This window comes from Microlunatus antarcticus, assembly GCF_014193425.1.
GTDB lineage: Bacteria > Actinomycetota > Actinomycetes > Propionibacteriales > Propionibacteriaceae > Microlunatus > Microlunatus antarcticus.
Map to the genome: position 1 here is coordinate 1 of NZ_JACHZG010000001.1, position 23,403 is coordinate 23,403.

The 23,403-nt window shown below is 69.1% G+C and carries 24 protein-coding genes; 9 read left to right on the forward strand and 15 right to left on the reverse strand.

Annotated features, from left to right (window positions below; all coding sequences use genetic code 11):
• Nucleotides 1-1,018 (forward strand): outer membrane protein assembly factor BamB family protein (locus FHX39_RS00005; RefSeq protein ID WP_183335716.1); only part of this gene is annotated, 1,018 nt, incomplete at its 5' end.
• A gap of 705 nt (nucleotides 1,019-1,723) precedes the next feature.
• Here FHX39_RS00005 and FHX39_RS00010 read toward each other — a convergent pair.
• Nucleotides 1,724-2,134 carry a hypothetical protein gene (locus FHX39_RS00010; RefSeq protein WP_183335718.1) on the reverse strand — a complete coding sequence of 137 codons (411 nt, stop codon included), beginning with the start codon at nucleotides 2,132-2,134 and terminating at the stop codon, nucleotides 1,724-1,726.
• Nucleotides 2,135-2,401: 267 nt separating this feature from the next.
• Between FHX39_RS00010 and FHX39_RS20765 the strand changes: the two genes are divergently transcribed.
• Nucleotides 2,402-2,845, forward strand: coding sequence for a GNAT family N-acetyltransferase (locus FHX39_RS20765; protein ID WP_183335719.1), 444 nt, complete (start codon nucleotides 2,402-2,404; stop codon nucleotides 2,843-2,845).
• A gap of 5 nt (nucleotides 2,846-2,850) precedes the next feature.
• Here the strand turns inward: FHX39_RS20765 and FHX39_RS00020 are convergent, their stop codons facing one another.
• From FHX39_RS00020 to FHX39_RS00030, 3 genes are all read right to left on the reverse strand, one after another.
• Nucleotides 2,851-4,080: an MFS transporter gene (locus FHX39_RS00020; RefSeq protein ID WP_183335721.1), complete on the reverse strand. Its 1,230-nt coding sequence runs from the start codon at nucleotides 4,078-4,080 to the stop codon at nucleotides 2,851-2,853.
• Nucleotides 4,081-4,256: 176 nt separating this feature from the next.
• Nucleotides 4,257-4,988, reverse strand: a complete 732-nt coding sequence (locus FHX39_RS00025) for an HAD family hydrolase (RefSeq protein ID WP_183335723.1) — start codon at nucleotides 4,986-4,988, stop codon at nucleotides 4,257-4,259.
• A 47-nt stretch (nucleotides 4,989-5,035) separates the two neighbouring features.
• Nucleotides 5,036-5,872, reverse strand: a complete 837-nt coding sequence (locus FHX39_RS00030) for an HAD family hydrolase (protein ID WP_183335725.1) — start codon at nucleotides 5,870-5,872, stop codon at nucleotides 5,036-5,038.
• A gap of 235 nt (nucleotides 5,873-6,107) precedes the next feature.
• Between FHX39_RS00030 and FHX39_RS00035 the strand changes: the two genes are divergently transcribed.
• Nucleotides 6,108-6,632, forward strand: coding sequence for a hypothetical protein (locus FHX39_RS00035; RefSeq protein ID WP_183335727.1), 525 nt, complete (start codon nucleotides 6,108-6,110; stop codon nucleotides 6,630-6,632).
• Between the two features lie 77 nt (nucleotides 6,633-6,709).
• On the opposite strand, the gene FHX39_RS20770 is transcribed toward FHX39_RS00035, so the two are convergent.
• Nucleotides 6,710-7,504: an aminoglycoside phosphotransferase family protein gene (locus tag FHX39_RS20770; RefSeq protein WP_183335729.1), complete on the reverse strand. Its 795-nt coding sequence runs from the start codon at nucleotides 7,502-7,504 to the stop codon at nucleotides 6,710-6,712.
• 202 nt (nucleotides 7,505-7,706) lie between these two features.
• On the opposite strand from FHX39_RS20770, the gene FHX39_RS00045 reads away from it, so the two are divergent.
• Entirely contained in the window at nucleotides 7,707-8,333 is a 627-nt protein-coding gene (locus tag FHX39_RS00045) for a GNAT family N-acetyltransferase (protein ID WP_183335731.1), read from the forward strand.
• Between the two features lie 215 nt (nucleotides 8,334-8,548).
• Here the strand turns inward: FHX39_RS00045 and FHX39_RS00050 are convergent, their stop codons facing one another.
• The 3 genes from FHX39_RS00050 to FHX39_RS00060 form a co-directional block, all read right to left on the reverse strand.
• Nucleotides 8,549-8,962: a hypothetical protein gene (locus tag FHX39_RS00050; RefSeq protein WP_183335733.1), complete on the reverse strand. Its 414-nt coding sequence runs from the start codon at nucleotides 8,960-8,962 to the stop codon at nucleotides 8,549-8,551.
• A 605-nt stretch (nucleotides 8,963-9,567) separates the two neighbouring features.
• A complete protein-coding gene (locus FHX39_RS00055) occupies nucleotides 9,568-10,965 on the reverse strand; it encodes a hypothetical protein (RefSeq protein ID WP_183335735.1) in 1,398 nt (465 codons plus the stop codon).
• A 312-nt stretch (nucleotides 10,966-11,277) separates the two neighbouring features.
• Nucleotides 11,278-12,147 carry an aminoglycoside phosphotransferase family protein gene (locus tag FHX39_RS00060; RefSeq protein ID WP_183335736.1) on the reverse strand — a complete coding sequence of 290 codons (870 nt, stop codon included), beginning with the start codon at nucleotides 12,145-12,147 and terminating at the stop codon, nucleotides 11,278-11,280.
• Between the two features lie 146 nt (nucleotides 12,148-12,293).
• Here FHX39_RS00060 and FHX39_RS00065 point away from each other — a divergent pair, with 146 nt between their 5' ends.
• Entirely contained in the window at nucleotides 12,294-12,530 is a 237-nt protein-coding gene (locus tag FHX39_RS00065) for a hypothetical protein (RefSeq protein WP_183335739.1), read from the forward strand.
• Nucleotides 12,531-12,776: 246 nt separating this feature from the next.
• Here FHX39_RS00065 and FHX39_RS00070 read toward each other — a convergent pair whose 3' ends face one another.
• The gene (locus tag FHX39_RS00070) at nucleotides 12,777-13,514 is read right to left on the reverse strand and encodes a tyrosine-protein phosphatase (protein WP_198423189.1); all 738 of its coding nucleotides are present in this window, start codon (nucleotides 13,512-13,514) and stop codon (nucleotides 12,777-12,779) included.
• Nucleotides 13,515-13,667: 153 nt separating this feature from the next.
• On the opposite strand from FHX39_RS00070, the gene FHX39_RS00075 reads away from it, so the two are divergent.
• A complete protein-coding gene (locus FHX39_RS00075) occupies nucleotides 13,668-14,231 on the forward strand; it encodes a hypothetical protein (protein WP_183335743.1) in 564 nt (187 codons plus the stop codon).
• Nucleotides 14,232-14,595: 364 nt separating this feature from the next.
• Here FHX39_RS00075 and FHX39_RS00080 read toward each other — a convergent pair whose 3' ends face one another.
• The gene (locus FHX39_RS00080; protein ID WP_183335745.1) at nucleotides 14,596-16,308 is read right to left on the reverse strand and encodes a dihydroxy-acid dehydratase; all 1,713 of its coding nucleotides are present in this window, start codon (nucleotides 16,306-16,308) and stop codon (nucleotides 14,596-14,598) included.
• Between the two features lie 46 nt (nucleotides 16,309-16,354).
• On the opposite strand from FHX39_RS00080, the gene FHX39_RS00085 reads away from it, so the two are divergent.
• The gene (locus FHX39_RS00085) at nucleotides 16,355-17,389 is read left to right on the forward strand and encodes a zinc-dependent alcohol dehydrogenase (protein WP_332836583.1); all 1,035 of its coding nucleotides are present in this window, start codon (nucleotides 16,355-16,357) and stop codon (nucleotides 17,387-17,389) included.
• Here the strand turns inward: FHX39_RS00085 and FHX39_RS00090 are convergent.
• The 5 genes from FHX39_RS00090 to FHX39_RS00110 all read right to left on the reverse strand — a co-directional run bounded on the left by FHX39_RS00090 (nucleotide 17,376) and on the right by FHX39_RS00110 (nucleotide 22,338).
• Nucleotides 17,376-18,098 (reverse strand): DUF5995 family protein, encoded by a 723-nt coding sequence (locus tag FHX39_RS00090; RefSeq protein WP_183335748.1) that lies wholly within the window; start codon nucleotides 18,096-18,098, stop codon nucleotides 17,376-17,378. The genes FHX39_RS00085 and FHX39_RS00090 overlap by 14 nt on opposite strands.
• Complete coding sequence (locus FHX39_RS21890) at nucleotides 18,095-20,659, reverse strand: ATP-binding protein (protein WP_183335750.1); 2,565 nt, start codon at nucleotides 20,657-20,659, stop codon at nucleotides 18,095-18,097. The genes FHX39_RS00090 and FHX39_RS21890 overlap by 4 nt, the downstream gene beginning before the upstream one ends.
• Nucleotides 20,656-21,528 carry a hypothetical protein gene (locus tag FHX39_RS00100; protein ID WP_183335751.1) on the reverse strand — a complete coding sequence of 291 codons (873 nt, stop codon included), beginning with the start codon at nucleotides 21,526-21,528 and terminating at the stop codon, nucleotides 20,656-20,658. The genes FHX39_RS21890 and FHX39_RS00100 overlap by 4 nt, the downstream gene beginning before the upstream one ends.
• 107 nt (nucleotides 21,529-21,635) lie before the next feature.
• On the reverse strand, nucleotides 21,636-22,085 hold the full coding sequence (locus FHX39_RS00105) for a hypothetical protein (protein ID WP_183335753.1): 450 nt from the start codon (nucleotides 22,083-22,085) through the stop codon (nucleotides 21,636-21,638).
• Nucleotides 22,086-22,113: 28 nt separating this feature from the next.
• Nucleotides 22,114-22,338, reverse strand: coding sequence for a hypothetical protein (locus FHX39_RS00110; RefSeq protein ID WP_183335755.1), 225 nt, complete (start codon nucleotides 22,336-22,338; stop codon nucleotides 22,114-22,116).
• Nucleotides 22,339-22,513: 175 nt separating this feature from the next.
• On the opposite strand from FHX39_RS00110, the gene FHX39_RS00115 reads away from it, so the two are divergent.
• Together FHX39_RS00115 and FHX39_RS00120 are read left to right on the forward strand one after the other, a co-directional pair.
• Nucleotides 22,514-23,167, forward strand: coding sequence for a DUF805 domain-containing protein (locus tag FHX39_RS00115; RefSeq protein WP_183335756.1), 654 nt, complete (start codon nucleotides 22,514-22,516; stop codon nucleotides 23,165-23,167).
• A gap of 14 nt (nucleotides 23,168-23,181) precedes the next feature.
• A complete protein-coding gene (locus FHX39_RS00120; RefSeq protein ID WP_183335757.1) occupies nucleotides 23,182-23,400 on the forward strand; it encodes a DUF2630 family protein in 219 nt (72 codons plus the stop codon).
• The last annotated feature ends 3 nt before the right edge of the window (nucleotides 23,401-23,403 follow it).

Genomic DNA, 23,403 nt, shown 5'->3' on the forward strand with positions numbered 1-23,403 from the left:
CACGAGGACCACGGCCACGAATGGCAAGTACACAACTGTGCTGTCGACCGCGACTTGCAGTCGGATCAGTGTCTACCGGACGTCGACGGGGAAGAAGGTCTGGCGCAAGGCGTTCTTCGAGGTGAGCAGCATCGTCTCGGACGGCACGTTCGTCTACGCCTACACCGAGGACGTCAACGGCAACAACAACATCGAGGCCCGAAGGATCAGCAACGGCAAGCGGCAGTGGCGCCACCGAGCGTCCTCCAGCCCACGCAACCTTGTGGTCGGGTCGGGCGTCGTCGTCAACGGCTCCCAGGTTCTCGATGCCAAGAGCGGGAAGCTGAAGTACTACCTTCCCGAGCCCACCGGCGAGACGAGCAACGACCCATACACCCTCGTGGTGGGCGGCCGCCTGTACCGCAACACCAACGCAGAGGTCGGCGCGTGGTCGGCCAAGGGCACGTTGCTCTGGCTCTACACCAAGACCGGCGAGCACTTCGAGGGCCCGGGCGAAGGAGAGTCTCTTGTGCAGTACCACGCCGGCAGGATCTACGTCCGTGAGGCCACTGCCGACGAAAAGCCCACCCTCGTCCTGGACGCCGCCACCGGGGTGAAGCTGGGCGAGTTGCCGTTCACAGCGCAGCCGCTGGCCTTTGACGGCCCCGTCGCAATCTTCACGCAGAAGCACTGGCCCGACAACGACCGGGTGAGCGTGCAAGCCGTAGATCTCGACGACTCACACGTGTACTGGACCAAGACCTACGTTGCGCAAAACCCAGAGGGACGGATGAGCCTGTTGACGCCGCCAGTTATCGAGAACGGCTTGGTGTGGTTCAACCTGGACGATCCCGCCGGTGACCGCTCGATACTGGTCGCACTCGACGAGGTGACCGGCCAGCAGGAAAGCTCGACCTCGCTGGCCTGCCGTCTCAGGGGTCACCACTCCGACGGCGCTGCGTTCGGCACGCTTGGCGTCGCGCAGCACCGCCTGTTCGTCCCTAGTACCTGTGGCTTACAGACCTTCAAGGCGAGGTGATCGGCCTTCTAGCGAGCAACATCCGACGACTTTGAGCAAGTCCAGGGACATGGGCCGCGGCCAACGGCAACAGCTGAGCGCCGATCGTCTCGTGGGCCGACCGTCGTGCGGAGCCCGCAAGCCGACCGGCTTGCGGGCGGGTAGCAGACCGCGGCCGCGTTCTCACAAGACGCGCTCAGCCCGCGTCTAACGCGAAGTTGCGGACGGGCAGCAGGGACTTCGCTGGCGAGGCACCATGATCAGCGTGCGCCGACGCGAGTTCACGGCATCAGAGCTGTCTCGGCTTGGCGACATCGTCGGGCAACGGCCCGCGCGCCTGGCGGCTCATGTGAGTAACGGTCCTTGGTATGGGTTTAACGGCATCCAGGTCCTGGTGCTGACGGACAGGCGGCTTGTCGCGTCCAGCAGGGCTGGGCTCTACTTCCCGATCGCGTCATCGACAAGTACCTACTCAGCGACATCAGCGAAGCGCGTTGGACCGCAGTCACGCCGGGCGGGCGGGCAGGATCTCCTTCAAGGTCGCCGGCGCGCGCCACTCCTACGCGTCGAAGTGGCAGGAGGCAGCCGACTTGGCGCTCGCACTCGAGCGGCTCGTCTCGCCAGCTGACCGCCGCCGATGAGGACACTCGTGCGAACACTTGCAAGCTCACCGCGGCCTACCCCGAGCCGCGGTTCTCGCGGTCCGGTCGGTCCCGCAGATAATGGTCAGTACGTGCCGGGCGGAGGTAGCTCCCCCATCAAGGCGACGTCGTGGGTCGTCGTCGGACCCGCACAGATCCAGACCGAACTGCAGTGCCAGATCGGCCGATCGTGTTTGGAGCAGGACATCCACTCGACATCCCAGAGGCGGAGAACCTCTAAGAACTCGTCCGCGACGGTCTCAGCTGCCTCGTCGTCCAGAGCGGTCTTCAGGAACTGCGGCCCCCAGGTGTGCGGCGGCCAAGCATCCTCATCGACGACCTCGCCAAGGAGAACCTCCTCGCGAAGGTCATCGAACCTCACGGTCATGACATACGAGTCATCGACGTCCACTTCCCAGCTTCCGCCGAGCGACCGGCCTGCGTCACGTTCGACGGCACTCGCCCAGCGTTTAAGCGTGACCAGGTCTCGTTGCATCGGCCAATTGTCCGGCTTACTAGCCGCCCGGAACATCGACTTTCGTGAACGCCCGGTCTGCTCCGTAAGCCTTCCGTCCTGCGGGCGTCGCTCGTCGCCGCAAGCCGACCGTCGAGCGAAGCACGCAAGACGATCGTGTCGGAACTTCCTATGGCTTAAACGTTGGGCGGGCGCCTTGCGCGAGCACGTCGGTCAGTGCCTGGCAGCAAGGGTTCTTGGCGCGTACGCGAGGCACCAACTTCCAGCGACGGGCGATACCGTCTTGGTGTGTTCCGTGAAGCGCGGTCAGGAGATCTCGCGGCGATCGCCAGGCTCTACGGCCAGCTCAACCCAGACGACCCGCCCGTCGTCGACCGTGCCTTGTTCGCTACGATATTGACCGTCAATGGACTGCGCCTGTTCGTGCTCGAGCGGCGCAGTGAGGTGGTCGCGACCACCTACTTGAACATCATCCCCAACCTGACCCGTGGTGGGCGTCCTTACGCCGTCACCGAGAACGTGGTGGTCGAGGAGTCCTACCGGGGCGTGGGTCTGGGGAAGGCCGTGATGGCCGGCACCTTGCACGCCGCTTGGGAAGCCGGTGCGTACAAGGCGATGCTCATGACGGGCTCGAGCAGGGCGAGCACCCACGCCTTCTACCGCGCTTGTGGATTCGTCGGCGACGTCAAGACGGCCTACTTTGCCCGCCCTGGCCTCCCTGGCCCGCACTGAGATGGCTACAGCTCAGACGGAGCTGCGGCGCGCGAGGTGAAGGGCAACAAGACGGCTGCGCAGACGTTCAACACGAGGGCGGTGAAGAACAGCTCGGGCAGCCCGGCCGGTCGATCGGCCAGGGCCGCTCCGAGGAGGCCGGCAGAGGCGATGGTCAGGCTCTGGGCGGCGAAGAAGACGGAGGCGGCGAAGCCGGCGCCGTTGGGGTGCAGGCGCTGCGCGTAGCTCACGCCAAGGCCGAGCAGCACAGCGATGAAGCAGGCGTTGCAGAACTGCCCGACGAGGAGACCGACGAAGCTGGAGCTGGTGGCGAACGCAGCGAACCCGCCAGCCCCTAGGAGCAGCCCGCCAAGAAGCACCCGCTTCAGTCCGAACCGGTCGGCGAGCGCACCCGCCGCTGGCATCGCCACCAGCTCGACCACCGGTGCCACCGAGACCAGGACTCCGAAGAACCAAAGAGGAATCCCCAAGCGGTCCACGGCAAGGATTGGCAGATAGGTGAGCCGCAAGGATTCGCCGGTCAGGGCCAGGAAGCAGACCACCGCGAAGAGCCACAGCGGCCTCGACCCCCACGACCCACGCTCCCGCCCCCCAGCCTGGGTACTCGTGCTGGCACCCGTTTCCGCGTTCGTCTGGGCGTTAGAGCTGGCCCACGCGCTCCCCTTCTCGACTTGGCGCAGCTGAAGAAGCGGAATCAGCGGGAGCAGCACGAAGACGCCGGACACCGCGAGGGCCGTGCGATAGCCGAGCCCCGCCGCGAGCAGGCTGCCAAGGACCGGGCCGACGGCCCAGCCGAGCGAGTAACCGGTTCGGACGGTGCTCGTGACCGTGGCCTGTCGTGGCTCTCCCTCGCGCTCGAGGAGCTCTCGGAGCAGGGCGAACACCTGTGCCGCGGAAATTCCGGCGAAAGCCCCGAACGCGATCCCCACGACGACAGCGACTCCGAACGTCGGAGCCAGGCCCATCGCGACGCGGCCGAGGGCGAGCCAGGCGCCGACCACGACCAGCAGCCGCAGCCGGCTGCTGAGCCGGTCTGAGAACCTTCCGACCAGGATTCCCACGAGCGGCGAGGCCAGCGAGGTCAGTGCGAACAGCCCGACCACGCCCTCGCTGACTCGCAACGTCTGCACGAGGTACAGCGACATCAACGGCACGTAGGACGAGACCGAAATTCCTGACAGCACCAGGCTGATCAGGATTCCCCGGTATCCGCGATGCGACCAGACACGGGCCAAGCTTCGCTTTGAGACTGCCCTCTGACCGGGGGTCACCAGCGGACTCCGCGGCCGTACCGCTGAGGGACCACTTCACGTCGCCGAACCCGCCGCGGCCCGACCTTCACGTTCTCGTCCAGCGAGTCCGAGCCATCGCGATCGCACCTATGGCGCACATCTGCACCGTAGGGCAAGACCTAACTGTCGAGGCTGATGTTCAACCGGGGCTGTGTCCCTCGATGGACGCGCACGTGTCGGACCCCGAGGAACGAGGCCAGGGCCCCGTCCGAGGCGTCGGAGTCGCCGACAACGGCCACCGGCTCGGAGCCGGTCCGCGCCAGACGTTCCGCCACCTGCGCTCCGAACTTGGCATCGGACTTCTCCGCCCCCACCTCGCCCGACACCACCACCTCACCGAAGTACGGCTTCAGCCCGGCAAGGTCGAGCTTGCGACGTTGCAGCCACGAAGACCCGTTCGTCACGCACCACAGGTCATGTACCGAAGCCCAGTCGGCCAAGCCTTCGCGAACCCACCCGAACGGGCGGACCAGCTCCTCACGAGCCTGCCGAAAGACGGCCTCGGCCGGAGCCGCGTCGCTCTCGTGCAGCAGCCGCCGCCACACCCGGGACTGGTACGCCCGACCGGCCGCCCGAGCTTCCGGATCGGCGAGCGCGGCGTCGAAGTCCGTCCACAGCGCCTCCCACGAGCTCACTCCCAATAGCCCTGGGACCAACCGCAGCCCGGTGGCGCGCCACTCCTCACGCACGACCGGCCACACCCGAATCTCGGTAGGAGACAGGGCTGGGAGCTCCCCGAACGTCGCAAGGGTCGACATCATCGCGGAGTCGCGCGCGGCCCCGTCCGGGATGAGCGTGTCGTCGAGGTCAACCAGCAGCACGCCCACCCCGGAACGGTAGGCCAGCGTCATGCACCCGCCACGTCAATCGCTGCTGTCCTGGCGCCGAGCGGGCTCCGTCAGCCGGCCCGGGCTTCGACGTGCGCCTGGTGGTCGGCCGCGATATGTCGGGCGACGGCATCCGTGTCGTGACGCCCGATCACGGCGGTGGCGACTGCCTTCAGCTCGGTCACGGCGTTGGCGACCGCAAACCCTTGATCAGCTACAGCGAACATCGGAACGTCATTGTGGTTGTCCCCGAACACCACCAACCGCCCCGCGCGGAGGTCGCTCATCAGCCGTTGAACCGCCTGTGCCTTGGTGCCGTCCTGGTTGTGGACCTCAAGCCAGTCCAGGCCAGGGGTGTTCGGATCCTCGTTCAGGAAGTGCGCGGTGGACCTCAAGGGCCCGGCCAGCGCTTCGCGCAGCGTGACGAGCGATGGACGTGCGGCGATGATCGTGATGTAGAAGACGCTGGCGTGGTCCAGGGGGTCGTCGACCGTTATCGGGCGCAGGCGGCGATCTCCAGCCCGGTGCGCGGTGAAGGTCTCGACCCCGGCGGTCATCCGATCGGGCCGCCACCGCACCCAATCGCGCCCGTCCTCGAACGTGAACCAGACCGGCTCGACCGCCCCGGTCCGACCGCACTCCGCGGAAATAATCCTGGCCACCGACTCGTCGAGCAGCTGGACGTGCCGTGGAGCCCCGTCGTCCGGGTCGGCCGTGATCGTGCCGCCGCACGTGACCACGGGTATCGACAGGTGCAGTCCCTCGGTTACCCGAGACGAGGAGGTGAACGAGCGGGCCGTCGCGTACGTGAACAACGCGCCAGCCGCGACAGCCTCGTTGAGGAGGCGCACCGATGTCGGACTGATCGCACTATTGGCGCCGAGCAAGGTCCCGTCCAGATCGGACACGTACAACGTCCGCGACGCGCCGGCCCCAGTCACACCCGCGAGCCTCCCATGCGCTCGCACCATCGTGCAGAGCGCAGCACGACCCCAGCGCGGAGCACGCAAGCCGACCTGCCTGCGATCATCGGCTGGAGGCGGCACGCGCGCTCGATAGAGCTATTGGACGCATGGCAGCTGACAGTACGAAATCCTGGGGTGGCGGGCCCGCCGAACAGTGAGTCCGAGGAGAACGATCAACGTGACGGCGCACTCAGACTGGCTCGGCAGCGTGACGGTGGCCGACTCCGCCTTCGCCCGCGCAGCCTTCGAGAAGCTCGATCGACTGCTGACCGCTCTGCAACCCGCAGCGCTCGATCGCCTTCGCAGTATCGCTCGCTTCGACGACACGTCCGCCCAGATCGACCTGCACCACGTCAGCGGGAAGGACTGGCTCGACGTCGATCTCCACTACAGCGAGGACCTTGGCGGCATGTTCAACCCACTCGGGCACGAGGAGTACTACCAGCTTCGAGGCGACCTCTCGGTCGAGCAGGACGCGCTCGACGACCTCGCGGTACTCCTCACCAGCACGTACGCGATCGAGGAAACCTGGTGGAGAGGGCGGCATATCCGAACCGTCGTCAAGCAAACGAGCGGAGGAGAAGAAATAGGCGTGTCGGTCTCGGGATGGCCACTGCTTCCACCGAAATGGCTCCTCCTACCCAACCAACTGACAGTTCGACGCGACTCCTTGTCCTACGGCGGGCGCCTTACGTCGAACTGACGGTTGATTCGGAGCAGCCACAAGCCGACCGTCGTGCGAAGCACATAAGCCGACCCTGCGTCGAGACACGTGCGTCCTCAGACCGTCGGCAACAACGCCTCGAGGTTCTCACTCACCCAGCGGGTGTCTGACCTGTAGCCCTTGACGTGGTCTGCGACGTGAGCGGCGCCAGCGGCTGCCCGTGCTGCGGTGAACTCGGCGAGATCCCCGAGCCGGGTGACTGTACTGCGCAGCACCTCTGACGGTGCGACGGCTACACCATCCCCTGCTTCGGCGTAGGACCGGCAGAGCAGTTCCAGGCGGCCTCGGCGGACGGCCATGTCTGGCGGGCCGGCGCCGGTGTCCTCAAACTGGCTCAACGGCGCAAGCCGGTAGGCCAAATAGGCCAGGTCCCACGCTCGCGGTCCGGGAGAGGCCGTGTCGATGTCGATGAACCCGGCGAGCTGGTGGACGTCGTCGAAGACCATGTTGTACGGCGCGACGTCGTTGAGGCAGATTACCTCTGCTGGCTCGTGGGAAGGGAGCTGCCACGTGGCACCGGCGGTGTCGAAGCCGGCGCTGGCCTGGTGCACCTGTGCGAGTCGACGACCAGCGTCGACAAGCACGTCTTGCGACCACACCCAGGAGGGCATCGGGTAGCTGGGAACGGTTCCGGGGAGATACGTGAGGACCTCGCGTCCCTGCTCGTCAACGCCGAGGGCGCGAGGCAGCCAAGTGACGCCGTTCGCGTGAAGGTGGTCGAGCAGGCGGTGGATGGTTGACGTCCAGGGCCCAGCGGTGCGGTGCACAGCCTGGCCTCGGCGGACCACCTGACTCATATTGCCGCCCGCTAAGACGACTTCTGCCTCGCTGTTCTCGTCATGCTTCTGCACGTGGCCATCGTCCCAGCCCGGGCGCCGCGCAGCCTGGTGCGTTGAACTGCAAGTGGCTTGGCGCAGAGCAGCCGTCAGGTGAGTTGCGCCGGCGCCGCGGGCAAGATGTGCAAGCCATCTTGCGATGCAGACCTACGGCCTAACCGGTGGTTTCGCCCGACTGCGAGTGCCAGTGTGGCTGCATGAGTCGTTGGAGGCCCGCATGACCGGCGCTGCTGACGAGAGCACTGCTAGTCAGGTGCTCTCTGACGCCCAGGTCGTCTTGCGGCCCTGGACTCGTGAGGACGCGCGGTTTTTGGTCGAGGCGAGCGCCGACCCTGCGATCCGTGAGTACAACGGGGACCACGATCGGCAGGGGCGACCAGTGCCACCGCCGTCGACCGCCCAGGCTCAAGCGATGATCGCGAAGTTCAGGGAGCACTTGGACGTCTTCACGGTCAGCGGCATCCCTACCGGCGTCGTCTTCCTCATCGAAGACGCCGAGAGCGGTGATCCAATTGGTTGCTGCGGAGTGGACAGCTGGACCGGTGAGGACGTGGCGCAGATCGGCTATTGGCTCGTACCCGGCGGCCGAGGACGCGGTCACGCCACTCGAGCGGTCGTGCTGCTCACCACATGGTTGTTCGTGCTGGGCGCCGCGCGAGTGGTTCTTACGGTCGTTGCTGGCAACGAGAGCTCGGCTGCGGTGGCCCGTCGTGCTGGCTTCGTCCACGAAGGAACCATGCGGTCGCACGCTGTCTGGCAAGGGCGTCGCCGTGACGTCCTGTGGTTCGCGGCACTGCCATCTGAGTGGCCAAGCCGTACTCCTGGCCGAGCCCTCTTAACTTGACCGATGGTGCAGCTCACCGGTGGTCCCCGACTGGCCGGAAGCCGTCCGTCTTTGAGGCACCGTTCGGCACCGCAAACCGACCGTCTTGCGGAGCTCGGTGACGAGACCCAGGGTGAAGGACGTCGAGCGCTAGTCGACGTTGCGAAACCCCAGGCGCTCGTAGAGGTGCTGAGCGGGGTTCCCGCGAGTGACGGCAAGGTGGAGCTAGGGATTCTTCAGGCCGGCAAGGGCGGCGACGCTCTCGCCGATGAGCCAGCTCCAATCCTGCGCCGCTGCCATGCGGGATCGGTGAGCACGAAGGCCAGCAGCGGAATCGTGTCGTGCGCGGCATCGCGCACCGTCACGGCCGCAGCAACCAGGGCGTCCTTCGCGGTGGCAGCAAGGCTGGCCTCGTCGATCAGCGGGCCCCACCAGCCAGCGAGCGTCCGCTCGGCGTCTTCCATTGCGTCGCTTGGCTCGTCGTAGTCGTCCTCGTCGACGGTGCCGCGGTAGGCGTTCCACAGAAGAGCGCCGAGGGCCTCGGTATCTGCCGGCCGCAGTGTGCGAAGGGTGAGCACGAGGACGGGTGCGTCGTGCCTTCCGACAACGACCGGTACGTCCACGACCAGGTGGAGGACGTCTCTGGACACGTCGTCACCTTAGGGCGACGGCAGACCAACGCGCCCTTGCGCCACCCGTGCTGCCTCACAGGCAGAACGGGTGTTCTACGGCAACGCGCAAGCCGACCGTCGTGGGGAGCACGCTGGGTGACCGGTCTACGCCACCTCTACGGCTGCACAGCCAATTTCACGCCGATGGCGGGGAAAGGGTCCGTGATGCTGCTGCCTCCGGACTAGCTGCCGATCCCTCGACTCCGGGCGATGGCCTGGTGGCGTCCCAAACGAGAAGGCGCACAACCAGGCCAGCCAGCGTGAGAAGGACGATCACAAGAGCGACGACGAGCCAGATGCGGCTGCGGGTCATGGTCGAAGTCCGTTCTCTTGGACGTCATCAGCATGGCCGACGGACACGCCATTCGCTGGGTTCAGAAGTAGTTTCGCAAGCAGACCGTCGTGCGGAGCACGGACAGCCCGGCCGTCGTGCGGAAAGCGCGACTAGCTCAGCGTTGTGCCTGGCCGAGCGGTCCGCGCGAAGTCCCTGGTTGTGCGCCCGTCCAGACAGACCGTCGCGAAAGCAGCGGGTAGGGCCATCGCCAAGGTGCAGAAGATCAGCCGCGCCGGGGCCGGATTCGTCGTCAGCAGGATCGATCCGCAGGCTCGTGCTCTCGCAACGCGACCTGCCAGGCCACGTTACGTCGGGCGGTGGCGCTCCAGACCCAGTCGTCGACGGGAGGTCCGGTTTCTAGCGCGGTGCCTACCGCGAGGTGCTCGATTGGGATGTCTGCGAGAAGTGCATCAAGGGCGTAGATGCCGTAGCGGAGCATCTGCTCGGACAGACGGAAGGGCTCTGCCCACAGACGTTCGGGTCCCAATTCTCGGATTCCCCAAGCTTCCAGCCCGCCTAAAGTTTCGAAGGAAGCACGGAGGTCTTCGGACTGGTCAGCGGGAAGGACGACGTAGTAGTCGGCGTCGCCTTCTTGCGGCTGGTGGATCGTGCCGAGGTGCATGGCCTTCTCGTGAATGGTGTTGCGCAGTCGGCTGATCAACAGCACCACCTCGCGGTGCCGGTCGATGATGGAGCCGAGTCCGGGCCTGGGCAGGTTGTCCGACCAGTTGGGGTAGAGCCAGGACGCGTTCTTGTCCTTGGGCACGACACGAAGGACGCGGTTCGCCGCGCGCGCGACGACGTCGAACGCTGCCATCACATTCAGGGCTATGACGTCGACGCACTCGAGCACCTCGTCGCGGGACGCTGCTTGGGCCATGAAGAAGCCGGCTGTACGGATGCGATCGCGTGCCTTTAGCGCGGTGACGAGCCGGCGGTGCAAGGAGATGGAGAGATCGTGCAGCACGGGGTCGCCGCTCGCGGTGCAGCCGTGACCCCAGCGCCAGCTCTCGTGAAGCAGGTTCCGCAGGGCGATCATGTAAAACGTGTGGCGCTCGACGAGCGCCTTTCCGCGTCCTTCGGCGAGCACGATGTAGACGCCCTTGGCGCGCAGCCACAGACTGATCGTCGCGAGCGAGTCCTCGACGTCAGCCGCCGTACACGAGTATGCGGACCGGGGCAGGTTCGGTTCGAGCAGCACTGGCCGGTTGGTCACGAAGAGGTGAGCCTTCGCTGCGCTTACGGCGAGCAGAGTGGTGAGGTCGCTACGGATTTGCTGGCCGTCGGGCGCGCGGTCTCCAAGCCGCTCGGTGGCCAGGAAGGCCCCCCATTCGAGGAAGTCGCCACCTCCCATGACGTTGCTCGCGTGCCAGGAATCTCCGCCTGTCGTGTAGGTGACCCGGCCCTGGTCGTCCCAGGTCGGCTCGCGGGCCGGCGCGAACGTCAACCAACCTGGAGTGACGGAAAGGCGCAGCGGCTCGACCGAGCGCCGCGGCTGTTCGGGCGGCGGCCCCTGGTCGGAATACTTGAAGGTCTCGACTTGGTCCTGGGCGAGCAGGGCGAACAGGAAGCGTGCTTGGTCGTCGTCGGTGAAGACGGTGTCGACGTCGACGACCACGCGGACCCGACCCTCGATCGGCAGGGTCACCGAGACGACTCTGCGGTCCGCTTGACGGGCGGCTGCAGCTGCAGCCGGAGATCGAGAAGTACGAGCGCGCCAGCTATCACAAGGTTCGTCGTGGCCAAAGCCTGGACCACCGAGAGTGGGAAGCATTGCTGGCCAACCCGCTGATCGGACGGCATGAGCTCAGTAAATCAGGGCGGTCACCGTCGAGCCTGATCCAGTGCGCCGCAAGCCGCCCGTCCTACGGGGGCCGTCGACGTGAGCCGACCGTCGTGCGGAGCACGCAACCCGAGCGTCGCGCGGGACACGTGAGCTGACGCTTCAACAGCATGTGAATCAGGTGCTCTCGCGGAGGGCTTGTTCGGCCTGCAACCCGACCCGCATCATGTCTGCCGCGAAGCCATCGAGGCCGTGCTCCGAGTGGTACCAAGCGGCGGACAATCCGGTCCAGGCAATCGTCCAGTGCAGGAGCCGGTTGCGGTCGACGCCGGACACCTCCGAGATGAGCGTCGCATGCTCGATCAGGCGGTGAGGTCGCAGCATCGTGGCCCGATCGGGGTTCGTGAGGATGTTGACGTAGTCGAACGTCGACTCCCCCAGGAGTCCCTTGGGGTCGATCGCCAGCCAGCCGCGTGCGCGTCCGAACCACAAGACGTTGCCGTGGTGGATGTCTCCGTGCAGGACCCGTAGGTCGCGCTGATCCTCAAGCAACTCGTCAGCGAGGGCGGCTGCGCGGGCGAAGAAGCCGCCGACCTCCTCGGCTCGGCTGAACAGATCGCGGAACCAGCGCCTCAGTGGGACGACGCCGGCGGGTGGGTCGGCCTGCGGGTGCTGGTGAAGGCGACGCGCCGCGCTCACGAGCGTCCGCGTCGCGTGCTGGTCCGAGGCCCAGGCGGGCGGTGATGCGTGGCGGGCGAGGTCGGCGAGCGTGGTGTCGGAGTCTTCGGCGAGCTCGATCAGGACGGCGCCGTCGTCGTCGATGGCGTGGACGAGTGCAGCGCCGTCACCCGACCACCAGGCGAGCACGCCAGATCCGACTCGCTCCTCCTCGACGAGCGGCACCTTCACGATCGCGAGCGTGTCGTCGACGCGACGACGGACGCGAGCTAGGCAGCTGCTGGGGGTCGTCCAGGAGCCCCCCAGCAGTTCAAGGTCCCAAGCCCGGAGACAGCGGTGCAGAACCGCTTGACCCGCCTCGATCGTCACGGCCCCATCTTCTTGCTAACTCAGCTGTAGCGGGGACTCAGACTCCAGTAGCGCAGCCGATCGTCGTGCGGAGCACGCAAGCCGACTCTCGTGCGGAACTTGCATCGAGGCCCGCGCCGCAGGAAGTCAGGTGCGACGCTTCTCGCGTGACTGAAGTCGGCAAGAAGCAGGAACGTCCAACTAGGAGCGCCAGCCTCTGGGCGGTCAGCGTGCCGGTCGCAACCGTGATCGCCTTCGTCCTCTACAAGCTCGGCCTGCCGTGGATCCCCACCTGGTTCTTCTGCATCCTCGGAGCCGTCGTGGTCACCCTCACCGTCGTGCTCTATCGCGGAGTGCGAGGCCTGGACCGCTCGCCTCACGACCAACCCCGGCCCCGTTCGTAAGCCGTCCCTCCAACGAGAACGAACAGGCCCCAGCCGGGTAGCCCGTTGCCGCGCTGGGCGTGATTCTCGCAAGACCCGCCCGCAAAAAATCTCCGGTCAACGGGGTTCCTACGAACACACCGATGAGGACGGACCGGACTGGCTCTGACCGCGTCTCGACGGCCAGCCAACTCATCACCAGAGCCACTGCAGACCTCGACCGGTAGCGAGGGAAGCAGCGAGAGCCGACTTCGCCGCACAGGCGCCTTACGGCGCTTCTGCACCAGGCTTTCGCTGACCCTTCTCGGGGGCAAGGGTGCCGCGCCAGGTGAGTATGGCGGTCCGAACTTCAGGGGATAGGGCCGTCAGCAACGGCTGCACGTCGAGGCCAGCTACAGCGGCGCGGAAGGCCTGCTCAGTGGTGGTGCCGAACGACGAGCACACCGCCCCCGCTGTGACCTCCTCCGTGGCCCGGACGTCCATCGTGGTGGTGATGAGGTAATCGGAGACGATGGGCTCTAGCTCGACATCGGCCACCTTGAGCAGGATCGCGGCGATTAGGCCGGTGCGGTCCCGGCCGGCGGCGCAGTGAAACAGCACCCCGCCAGGCGGCGCAGCGGCCAGAGCGTGCAGGACCGCGACGGTGCGCTCGGGCATCGCGTGCAGGTGGGGCAGGTAGTAGAGAGCGGTGCCCGATCGGCCGTTGCTCCAATGGTCGGCCCAGAAGGTTGTGTTCTCCAGGCCGTCGTGGTCCACCTGCACCGTCTCGAGCCACGCTGGCCGGCGGCTGGCGTCGAGGCGACGTTCAGCGTCTTGTCGCAGGTCGACCACTGTCCGCACGCCCAGCGCATGAAGGCTGTTCCAGCCCCTCGTGGAGACGCGGTCGACCGACTCAGAGCGAAAGAAAACACCGCGCGGGGTGTCTCCTCCCCGGCTGCGCGGCAAGCCGCCCAGGTCACGACCATTGAGTAGGCCGTCGACCTGAACCTTGCGCGGCTGCACCACCACGCCGACGCTACGCGTTGTGACCACGCCAGTTCCCGACCTGCTTCAACGTTCTTCGCGGCAAGGTCGGCATGCGGTGCGTCCCGTACGAGGTTTGGCCGGTGGACAGCCAGTCCCCTCGAGCGGGCAGCCGATGTGCTGAGGTAGGTGCCCATGAGCGAGGCCTACGTGACCCACTACTACCGAGGGGACCGACAGCCGTTCCGGAACTTGAGCGAGGTCGACGACGGCGACCTTGACGCAGTCCTTGCCACCCTTGCCGACGGCTCACGCAGACGCTTCGGGCCTCGATACCTGCCGCTCCGCCGAGCCACCGAAGTCAGAGCTCGCGACCTCTTTGTCCAAGCCGGCGGGAAGCCGGTCCGTCGCTACCCGCACTACTTCGTACTCGGCAGTAGCCCCTGGTTCGCTGGCTTGTACGACCCACCCCGCGAGGTGAAGATCCTGCTGGGCGACCTACCTCCGGAAGCGACCAGCTTCACCTGGACCGACAGCATCACCGCCCTCGGCCTCGGAGTTGACCTAGGCGTACCTCAGCCAGCCGAACCCTGGAAGCGCAAGCTCTACCGACTTGACCAGCTTGACCTCACGTTCGCCTCATCTCTGCCCTCCGCGAGCGGGCAGAGCTACGAGGGCTACCAGCAGCGGCTTCTCGACCGCTACGTCGAAATTCAGCTATGGACAGACGAGCCGATCCGGCCCTTCATGTCCTACTGACGGTCTCACCTGCCCGCTGCCCTGTCCGATGGCCGCCTCGTGCGTGCTCCGCAGAACGGCCGCTCTATGCACTCAGCGCACCTGGTGTTGACGGGCCGCTCGGACTCGACTCGCCTAGGCCAGATGGGCGGTCGCCATCAGTGACGGCTCCCCCGACAGCAACGGCCTGCAGGGCAGTTTTGACAGCAACGCTGACAGCAACGCAGCTGGATTTCACCGTATCTGAGGTAGTCCACCCGGAAACGAAACCCATTCTGACTAGGTATTTCGCCAGATCTCAACGATCTCAGATCGATCTACGGATCAGAAGGTTGGGAGTTCGAGTCTCTCCGGGTGCGCCAGCTTGACCGCTCGTCAGAGCCGTTCAGTGGGACTCGCGGATCACGCCCGATCCGCTGGAGCCGACGAGGAAGTCCAGGTCAGCGCCGGTGTCGGCCTGCTGGACGTGGTCGACGTAGAGCCGTTCCCAGCCGCGACGCGGATCCGCGAAGGCGGCGACCGTCGCCGGGTCCGGGACCCGCGCGGCCAGCTCGTCCTCCGGAACCTCCAGGTCGAGCCTCCGGGCCCCGACGTCGAGGCTGATCACGTCGCCGGTCCGGACCAGAGCCAGCGGCCCGCCCGCGGCGGCCTCGGGAGCCACGTGCAGGACCACCGTCCCGTACGCGGTGCCGCTCATCCGCCCGTCGCAGACCCGGACCATGTCGCGGACCCCCAACGCGAGGAGCTTCTTCGGCAGCGGGAGGTTGGCCACCTCGGGCATCCCGGGGTAGCCCCGGGGCCCGCAGCCGCGCAGGACCATCACCGAGTCCGCGTCGACGTCGAGGTCCGGGTCGTCGATGCGGGCCTGGAAGTCCTCGATGCTGTCGAAGACGACGGCCCGCCCCCGGTGCCGCAGCAGGTGGGGTGACGCGGCCGCGGGCTTGATCAGCGCGCCGTCGGGGGCGAGGTTGCCGCGCAGGACGGCGATGCCGCCCTCGGCCACCAGCGGCGCCGAGCGGGGCCGGATCACCTCGGCGTCCCAGACCGGGGCGTCGGTCAGGGACTCGACCAGGGGCCGGCCGGTCACGGTCAGGGCGGTCGGGTCGAGCAGGTCGCGCACCTCGCGGAGAACGGCGAGCAGGCCGCCGGCCCGGTGGAAGTCCTCCATCAGGAACCGCCCGGCCGGCTGCAGGTCGACCAGCACCGGCACCCGCGACCCGATCCGGTCGAAGTCGTCCAGCGTCAGGTCGATCCCGAGGCGACCGGCGATCGCGAGCAGGTGGACCACGGCGTTGGTGGAACCGCCGACCGCGGCCAGCGCCACGATCGCGTTCGCGAAGGACCCGGTGGTCAGGAACGTGCTGGGGCGCCGGTCGGCCGCGACCATCTCCACGGCCAGCCGTCCGGTGGCGTGGGCGGCCTGCAGCAGCCGGCTGTCCGGGGCCGGGGTGCCGGCGGTCCCGGGGAGGACGGTGCCGAGCGCCTCGGCCACCAGGGCCATGGTCGAGGCGGTGCCCATGGTGTTGCAGTGGCCGCGGCTGCGGATGGTGGCCGACTCCGAGCGGACGAAGTCGGCCTGCGACAGCGTCCCCGCCCGGACCTCTTCGGACAGCCGCCACATGTCCGTGCCGCAGCCCAGCGGCACGCCCTGGAACGTCCCGGTCAGCATCGGACCGCCCGGCACCACGACGGCTGGCAGGTCCACCGACGACGCGGCCATCAGCAGCGACGGGATGGTCTTGTCGCACCCCCCGAGGAGCACGACGCCGTCGATCGCGTTGGCCCGGAGCATCTCCTCGGTCGCCATCGCCGCCATGTTGCGCCAGAGCATCGCCGTCGGTCGCACGTTGGTCTCGCCGAGCGACACCACCGGCAGCTCGAGCGGGATGCCGCCCGCCTCGTACACGCCGTTCTTGACGGACTGTGCCACCTCGGTCAGGTGCGCGTTGCACGGTGTGAGGTCCGACGCGGTGTTCGCGATGGCGATCTGGGGCCGCCCCGTGAACGCGTCGTCGGGGACCCCGCGCCGCATCCAGGCCCGGTGGATGTACGCGTTGCGGTCCTGCCCGGCGTACCACTGGTCGCTCCGGAGTTCCACGAGGACCAACTCCTGACGACGGGGACGACGGTCTAACTTGTGGGACGTGCTGGACAGTATGCGGGCGTACGTCCTGACGGCCCCCGGCGAGGGCGGCGTCCAGGAGGTCCCGCTCCCGGTCGCCGGGACCGGCGAGGTCGTGGTCGACGTCGAGCGGGTGGGCCTCTGCGGCACCGACGTCGAGTTCTTCACCGGCGAGATGTCGTACCTGCACTCCGGCCACGCGGCCTTCCCCCTGCGCCTGGGTCACGAGTGGGCCGGGACCGTGTCCACCGTGGGCCCGGACGTCGACGCCGGCTGGGTCGGGCGCCGCGTCATGGGCGACACGATGATCGGCGACGGGACCTGCCGGCGCTGCGTGCGGGGCCACCAGCACGTCTGCGAGGACCGCCGGGAGGTCGGGGTGCGCGGCGGCATGCCGGGTGCGCTCGCCAAGCGGCTGGCCGTGCCGACGTCGTCGCTGCACGCGCTCCCGGACTCCGTCGACGTGCTCCTCGGGGCCCTCGTGGAGCCCGGTGGGAACGCGCTGCGCGCGGCCGAGGCCGCTCAGGTCGGGGCGGGTGACCGCGCGCTGGTCCTCGGACCCGGGACCATCGGCCTGCTCACGGCGATGTTCCTGCGCGCGGGCGGGGCCGAGGTGCACCTGCTGGGGCTCGAGGGGCCGGCACTGGGCTTCGCCCGTTCGCTGGGGTTCGAGCAGGCCTGGACCGAGGAGTCCCTGCCCGACGTGGCCTTCGACGCGGTCGTCGACGCGTCGAACGCCGCCGACCTCCCCGCCCGGGCCCTCGACCTGGTGGAGCCCGCGGGGCGGGTCGTCTGCATCGGGATCGCGGGCCGTCCGAGCCTGGTCGACACCCGGACGGCGGTCCTCAAGGACGTCACCGTCGTCGGGGTCCTGTCCGCCTCGCCCGGGCTCGACCGCACCGTCGCCGCGTACGCGAGCGGTCTCGTCGACCCGCGACCCCTCGTCGCCGCCACGGTCGGGCTCGACCAGGTCGGGGAGGTCCTGGCCGGTCGTCGACCGGTCGGTGCGGGGCCCGGGCCGAAGGTCCACGTCGACCCCCGGCTCACGGCAGGCTGACGCCGAACCCCCGGACGCTGACCCGCAGCAGCGCCCACCGCGGCTCCAGCAGCTCCGTGACCCGGGCGGAGGCGAGCGCGTCGAGGTCGTGCAGCCGGGCCGCGTACGCGTCGGACCCCTCCTGGCGCGCGGCCGCGAGGGCGAGCACGTTGTGCCACGCCTGCTCGCGGGAGCGGGGGAGGAAGCGGTGGGTGAGCCAGGTGTTCAGCGGCAGCAGCAGCCGCCCCAGGAACCGGCCGCCGAGGCGGCGCCCCTCGTCCACGGTCTGCGCGGCCAGGACCTCGTTGATGCGGTCGTGGTCCCGCAGCCGGGAGGCGAGCAGCGGTGGTGACGCGAGGTCCTCGTCGTCGATCACCGCGAGCAGGGCCTGGGGGAGGTCCCAGTTCACGTGGGCGTTCAGCTCCACGAGCAGGTGCACCAGCGGCGGCAGCGCGGGTGCGGCGGCGAAGGCCAGCCGCCAGGGCCGCGGGACCGGAGCACTGGCGGCGTCGGCGTCGTTCGCGGCGAGGAAGAGCCCCGCGAACGTGACGTCCCAGCGCCGCACCCAGGCGTCGTCCTCGAAGACGCCCGCGGCGACGGCCTCACCGACCGCCGTGGTGATGCGCCCGTACGTCTCGAGGAACGTCCGCCGCGCGGCCGAGGCCGGCGGCAGGGCGTCGAGCCGTCGCCGGAGCCCGGCGACGACCTCGGCGATCTCGGGGTCCGTCACGCCGTGGCGTCGACCGCGTACGCGAGTCCCTGCAGCATCGGCATCGCCCGACCCCGGGCCAGGGCCGCGTCGAGGTCGGCGCCCGGGAGCGCGCTCGTGATCGCCAGCTCCAGCTGGGCCGCGCTGGGCTGCAGGGCCGGCCATATCGTCACCCCGACCAGCTCGCGGGTGCGGGCGGCAACGCCCATCAGCTCGGCCGCCACCTGCGAGCGTCCCTGCATCAGGGCCACCGCCGCGAAGCCGCCGAGGCAGTTCGCGGAACCTTCCGAGTCGGCCAGCCGCTGATGGAGCCGGGCTGCCGCGACCAGGCTCACCCGTGCGGCGACGGGGTCGCCGGCGACGAGCGCACCGACCCCCAGCAGGTCGAGCAGCTGCACCTCGAGGTAGTCGGACCCGATCCGGCGGGCCACGCCGAGCGCCTCGGTGTGGATCCGGGTGGCGCCCGCGAGGTCGCCGGAGGCCAGGGCCAGCTGGCCCTGCACGGAGAGCGCGAAGGTCAGCCCCCACCCGTCGTCCAGGTCGCGGAACGTGCCGACCGCGGTCCCGACGAGGGCGCTGCGCTCCGTGGGGGTCGTCCGGACCCGGGCGAGGGCCAGACCGGCCAGGGCAAAGGCCCGCAGGCGCTCGACGCCGGGACCCTGCAGGCGTTCGAGGAGCGCGTCGAGCAGCGGCTCCGCGTCGGCGAGCTGACCCTTGCTGATCCGGAACATGCCGCGGGCCCACAGCAGCGACGCATGGGGCAGCATCGCGAGCCCGGCGGCCGACGGCAGGGCCGCCGCGCGCTCGGCGACCTCGCTGAGCTGGAGCAGCATCCCCCGGCTCCACCAGTACGGGAACAGCGGCGCTGCGATGCGGACGACGGTCTCGGCGTCGTCCGCGTCCACGGCCCGCGCGGTGGCCGCCAGGAGGTCGTCGCGGCAGGCGTCGATCTGCTCGGCCCACGCGCGGTTGTCCGGGCCGAGCAGCCCGGGTCCGGCGGTCTCGACGAGGTCGACCAGGTAGGTCGTGAGGCGACCCAGCGTCGCGTCGCGCTCGCCGCTCTCGAGCAGACGTCCCGCGGCGAAGCTGCGGACCGGGGACAGCAGCCGGAAGCGCAGCTGCTCGGCGTCGGACTCGTCGAGCACGACGAGGCTCGCGGCGACCAGGGCCGCCAGCGTCTCGTCCACGTCGACGTCCTCGTCGCTGACGCCGACCGCCTCGGCCCCCTCGAGCGTCCAGCGGGCGGAGAAGACGGAGAGCCGCGCGAGGAGGGTGCGCTGCGACTCGCCGAGGAGGCTGTGGCTCCAGTCGAGCGTCGCGCGCAGCGTCCGCTGCCGCGAGGGCAGGTCGGCCAGGTCCACGCTGAGGTCGAGCGACCGGTCGAGACGCTGCCGCAACCGCTCCAGCAGCGCGGCCGGTGTCCGGACGCGCAGCTGGGCCGCCGCCAGCTCGAGGGCGAGCGGGATGCCGTCGAGCAGCAGGCAGAGGTCGGCGACCGCGCCCTCGTTGGCAGGGGTCAGCCGGAAGCCGGGGCGCACCTGCCGGGCCCGGGCGACGAAGAGCTCGACGGCGGCGGTGAGGACCAGGGGAGCGACGCTCACCACGTGCTCGCCGCGCAGGCCGAGGACCGTCCGGGTGGTCACCAGGACCTTGAGCCGGGCACAGCCATCCAGCAGCCGCGCCAGGTCCGGGGCTGCGTCGAGGACCTGCTCGAAATTGTCGAGAATCAGCAGGACGTCGCGGTCGACCAGGCGGTCGACGAGCACGTCGAGCAGCGGCCGGGTCCCCTCACGGCGGACCCCGAAGGCCGCGGCGACCGCGTCGACGACCCCCGCCCGGTCGTGGACGGACGCGAGGTCGACGAACCAGACGGCGTCCTCGTGGATGCCGGGCGCCAGGAGCCCGGCCTGGAGGGCCATCCGGGTCTTCCCGATCCCGCCCGGTCCGACGAGCGACACCAGCCGGACCCCGGGGTCGGCGAGGAGGTCGAGCACCTCCTGCACCTCGTCCGCCCGGCCCACCAGCGGGGTGGGCGGCACGGGGACCCGACCCGGACGGAGCGGCTCCACGACGGGGTCGGCGGCGAGGCGGCTCGCGGTGAAGCGTTCGGTCAGCAGCACCGCGAGGTCGTCGCCGAGGAGCCCGGCCAGCTCGTCGGCCGTGGTGAACCGCTTGTACGAGGCGTCGTCGTCCCCACGGATCCGGTTCAGCAGCTCCTTGAGCCGCGGTTGCTGCTCGACCCCGGACTTCACGTAGATCAGCTTGGGCAGGTCGCCCGACAGCCGGTACTCGTCCTCGAGGCCCGACACCTCCTCGTCGGGGGCCACCCAGCCGTAGCTGCCGGCGTACACGCCGACGAACACGTCGCTCTGCGCGAGGTAGGCGCGGTAGAGGTCGCGCGGCGGGTGCGGCCGGGCGCCCAGCTCGAACATGACCGGGGTCAGCCGGAGCTGGGTGATGACGCCCTGGACGGCCCGTCGTTCGTCGGCCAGCTCCTGGAGCGTCGAGGAGACGAAGATGCGCAGCCGCCGGTCGGGGGTGCTGATGGGCGAGGCGGTGCCCGCCTCGGCGACGGCCGTCACGGGCGGGCCGCCGATCGGTGCCGGAGGGCGACCGCGAGGCCGGCCGCGCCGGTCCCGATCGCCAGGACGAGCGCGGCGACGTAGAGCCCCGCCGCGACCGATCCCCACCGGACCGCCTCGCCGTAGAGGACGAGGGCGAGGAGCTGCAGCACGCCGAAGACGACGTACGCGACCGCGGGCGTCACGACGCGGCTGACGTCACGTTCCCGAGCCCCGAGCGCAGCGGCGAGCGCCAGCGCGGCCAGCCACGCGGCGATCATCCGCGCGGTCAACGGGGTCAGGGTCCACGGCCACCACCGGGCGACGACCGCGGGCGCCAGGAACAGGCCCACCGCGGCGATCCCCAGCACGAGACCCTGCAGCCGGAGCAGCAGCACGAGCCAGCGCGGCAGCGTCGAGCCGCCGGTGAGGTCGGTCGGTCCGGCGCGACGCTGCCGGAGGACCACGACGAGCAGGGCCAGCGGAACCACGAGGTAGACGCCGAGCCAGATCCAGGCCGCGGCCCGCGGGACGAGCGCGGCGACGCCGAAGTGGAACTTGTCCAGGTGCAGCAGCGTGGCCAGCAGGGTCAGCACGGCGAAGACCAGCACGGTGACCAGGGCGGTCCGGGCGCCGGCCCAGGAACGGGACCGCAGCGCCAGCACCGACAGCACGCAGCCGGCCGCGTAGCTCGCGCCGAGGAAGGCCGCGGACAGCGGCGGCTGGATCGTCCAGGAGAAGCGTGTCTCCGTGTGCCGCGCGAGGACGAAGAGCTGGTTGGTCGCGACCAGGGTGAGGCAGATGAACGCCACCAGCATCACCCGGGTCAGGGTCTGGAGCCCGCCCGGTCGGGTGGTGCGCACGGTGGCGTGGTCGTGCAAAGCAGTCATGGACGCCCTCCGTCGTCCCGAGCATGACGAGGGCGGCGGACGCCGTTAAGGGACCAAGGTCCCGAGCGGGCACAACGTGACTGAATCGTTCGAGGTTGGCGTCCGGGTCAGCGGCGCCGGCGGGTGACCCGGCGCACCAGCTGGCGGGCGATCACCAGCAGGCGCTCCCGCCGGCTCCGGGTGAGCGCCATCCCGGGCTGGACGACGAGCGGGGGGAGCGCGACCTCGAACAGCCGGGGCCCGCGCAGCGAGCGCACGGCGAGCGGCACGTCGACGCGGATGAAGCGGCTTCCGGTCGCCGGCACCTGCCACCACGGGGCGCGGACGCCGTGGCCGGCGTGCAGCAGCGGACCCGACGGCCCGGTGAGGTGGACGGTCAGCCCGTTGTCCTCGAGGGCCTGGGCGAAGGGCCGGACGAGCGGGCGGGTCCCCGAGCCCGCCAGCGACGGAGTGCGCGAGAAGTCGACGGTCACGTCGGACCCGTCCGCCCGCACCGTCCCGGTCGTGGGGACCGGGCCGACCTCGTCGAGGAGGACCTCGAAGGTCAGGTCGGCCACGATCCTCACGGTCGGGAAGCCCTCCGGCTCAGGAGTGCTGGTTGTCGGAGGTCGTGATCTGCAGGGTGCCGTCGAGGCGCCACACCGCACGCGGGGCGTCGGCACCGGTGTCGCGGGGGACCTCGACGATCATGTCGATCATCTTGTAGTTGATCGCCGCGCCGCGGCCCGTGAGGTACGACCACAGCTCCTTGCCGAGCTCGGTCCAGGACTGCGGCTCGGTGCTCTGGCTCTCGACGTGCTCTGCGCTCATGGTCGCTCCTCGATCGTGGGCTTGCTGTCCGTGACGCTTCGGACGCTAGCCCCGTGCACGGTTGCGCTCCGGGGCGAGAACCTCACGGGCTCGGCGTTCCTGCCCCCCAGGGACCCGTCCAGCCCCTAGGGTTTCCCGCGTCCGCCCTCCCCGTCTTGTGAAGGTGCCTCCGCAGATGTCTGATCCGTACGGCCAGCAGCCCCCGCAGGACCCCTACGGCCAGCAGCCGCCGCAGCAGCCGTACGGCCAGCAGCCCCCGCAGCAGCCGTACGGGCAGCAGCCCCAGCAGGACCCCTACGGCCAGCAGCCCCAGCCCTACGGGCAGCCGCAGCAGCCGTACGGGCAGCAGCCCTACGGCCAGGTGGGCGAGGTCCCGCTGTCGCAACCGCTCTACGGCGCGACGATCAAGCAGTCCGCCGTCCGGTTCTTCAAGAAGTACGCGACCTTCAGCGGCCGAGCGAGCCGGAGCGAGTTCTGGTGGTGGTACCTGATCGCCGTCGTGGTCTCGCTCGTGCTCAACCTCATCAACCGTGCACTGGCGGGCCCAGCGCCGCTACCCGGAGACCTGACGACCGAGGCCGACGTCAGCCGGTACTTCATGGACTCGTTCGCCTATTCGATGAAGTCGTCGATCGCCTCGATCATCTTCTCGCTGGCGACATTCGTCGGACTGCTGGCGCTCTCCGCTCGACGCCTCCACGACACGAACCGGTCCGGGTGGTGGTACCTGATCATCCTGGTGCCCATCGTCGGCTTCATCATCCTCATCGTGTTCTGGGCCTCGGCGCCGAAGCCGGAGGGCCAGCGGTACGACCGCGCGACCGCGTGAGTCAGGATGGCGCCATGAATGACGACGAGATCCTGGCCAAGATCCACGACCTGGTGGCGCAGGAGCGCGACGCCACCAACCACCAGGACCCGGCTCGGCGCGCCCGCGTCGAGGTGGCGCTCGACCAGGCGTGGGACCTGCTGCGTCAGCGCGAGGGTCTGCGCGACGCCGGCAAGAACCCGGACGAGGCCAAGGAACGCCCGGCGGACGAGGTCGAGGGCTACCTGCAGTAAGCA

Coding starts and splice junctions, on each gene's coding strand:
- FHX39_RS00010 (WP_183335718.1), bottom strand. CDS start 2,134: ATGCAACGAGACCTGGTCACGCTTAAACGCTGGGCGAGTGCCGTCGAA.
- FHX39_RS00025 (WP_183335723.1), bottom strand. CDS start 4,988: ATGACGCTGGCCTACCGTTCCGGGGTGGGCGTGCTGCTGGTTGACCTC.
- FHX39_RS00045 (WP_183335731.1), top strand. CDS start 7,707: ATGACCGGCGCTGCTGACGAGAGCACTGCTAGTCAGGTGCTCTCTGAC.
- FHX39_RS00075 (WP_183335743.1), top strand. CDS start 13,668: ATGAGCGAGGCCTACGTGACCCACTACTACCGAGGGGACCGACAGCCG.
- FHX39_RS00100 (WP_183335751.1), bottom strand. CDS start 21,528: ATGACTGCTTTGCACGACCACGCCACCGTGCGCACCACCCGACCGGGC.
- FHX39_RS00110 (WP_183335755.1), bottom strand. CDS start 22,338: ATGAGCGCAGAGCACGTCGAGAGCCAGAGCACCGAGCCGCAGTCCTGG.
- FHX39_RS00115 (WP_183335756.1), top strand. CDS start 22,514: ATGTCTGATCCGTACGGCCAGCAGCCCCCGCAGGACCCCTACGGCCAG.
- FHX39_RS00120 (WP_183335757.1), top strand. CDS start 23,182: ATGAATGACGACGAGATCCTGGCCAAGATCCACGACCTGGTGGCGCAG.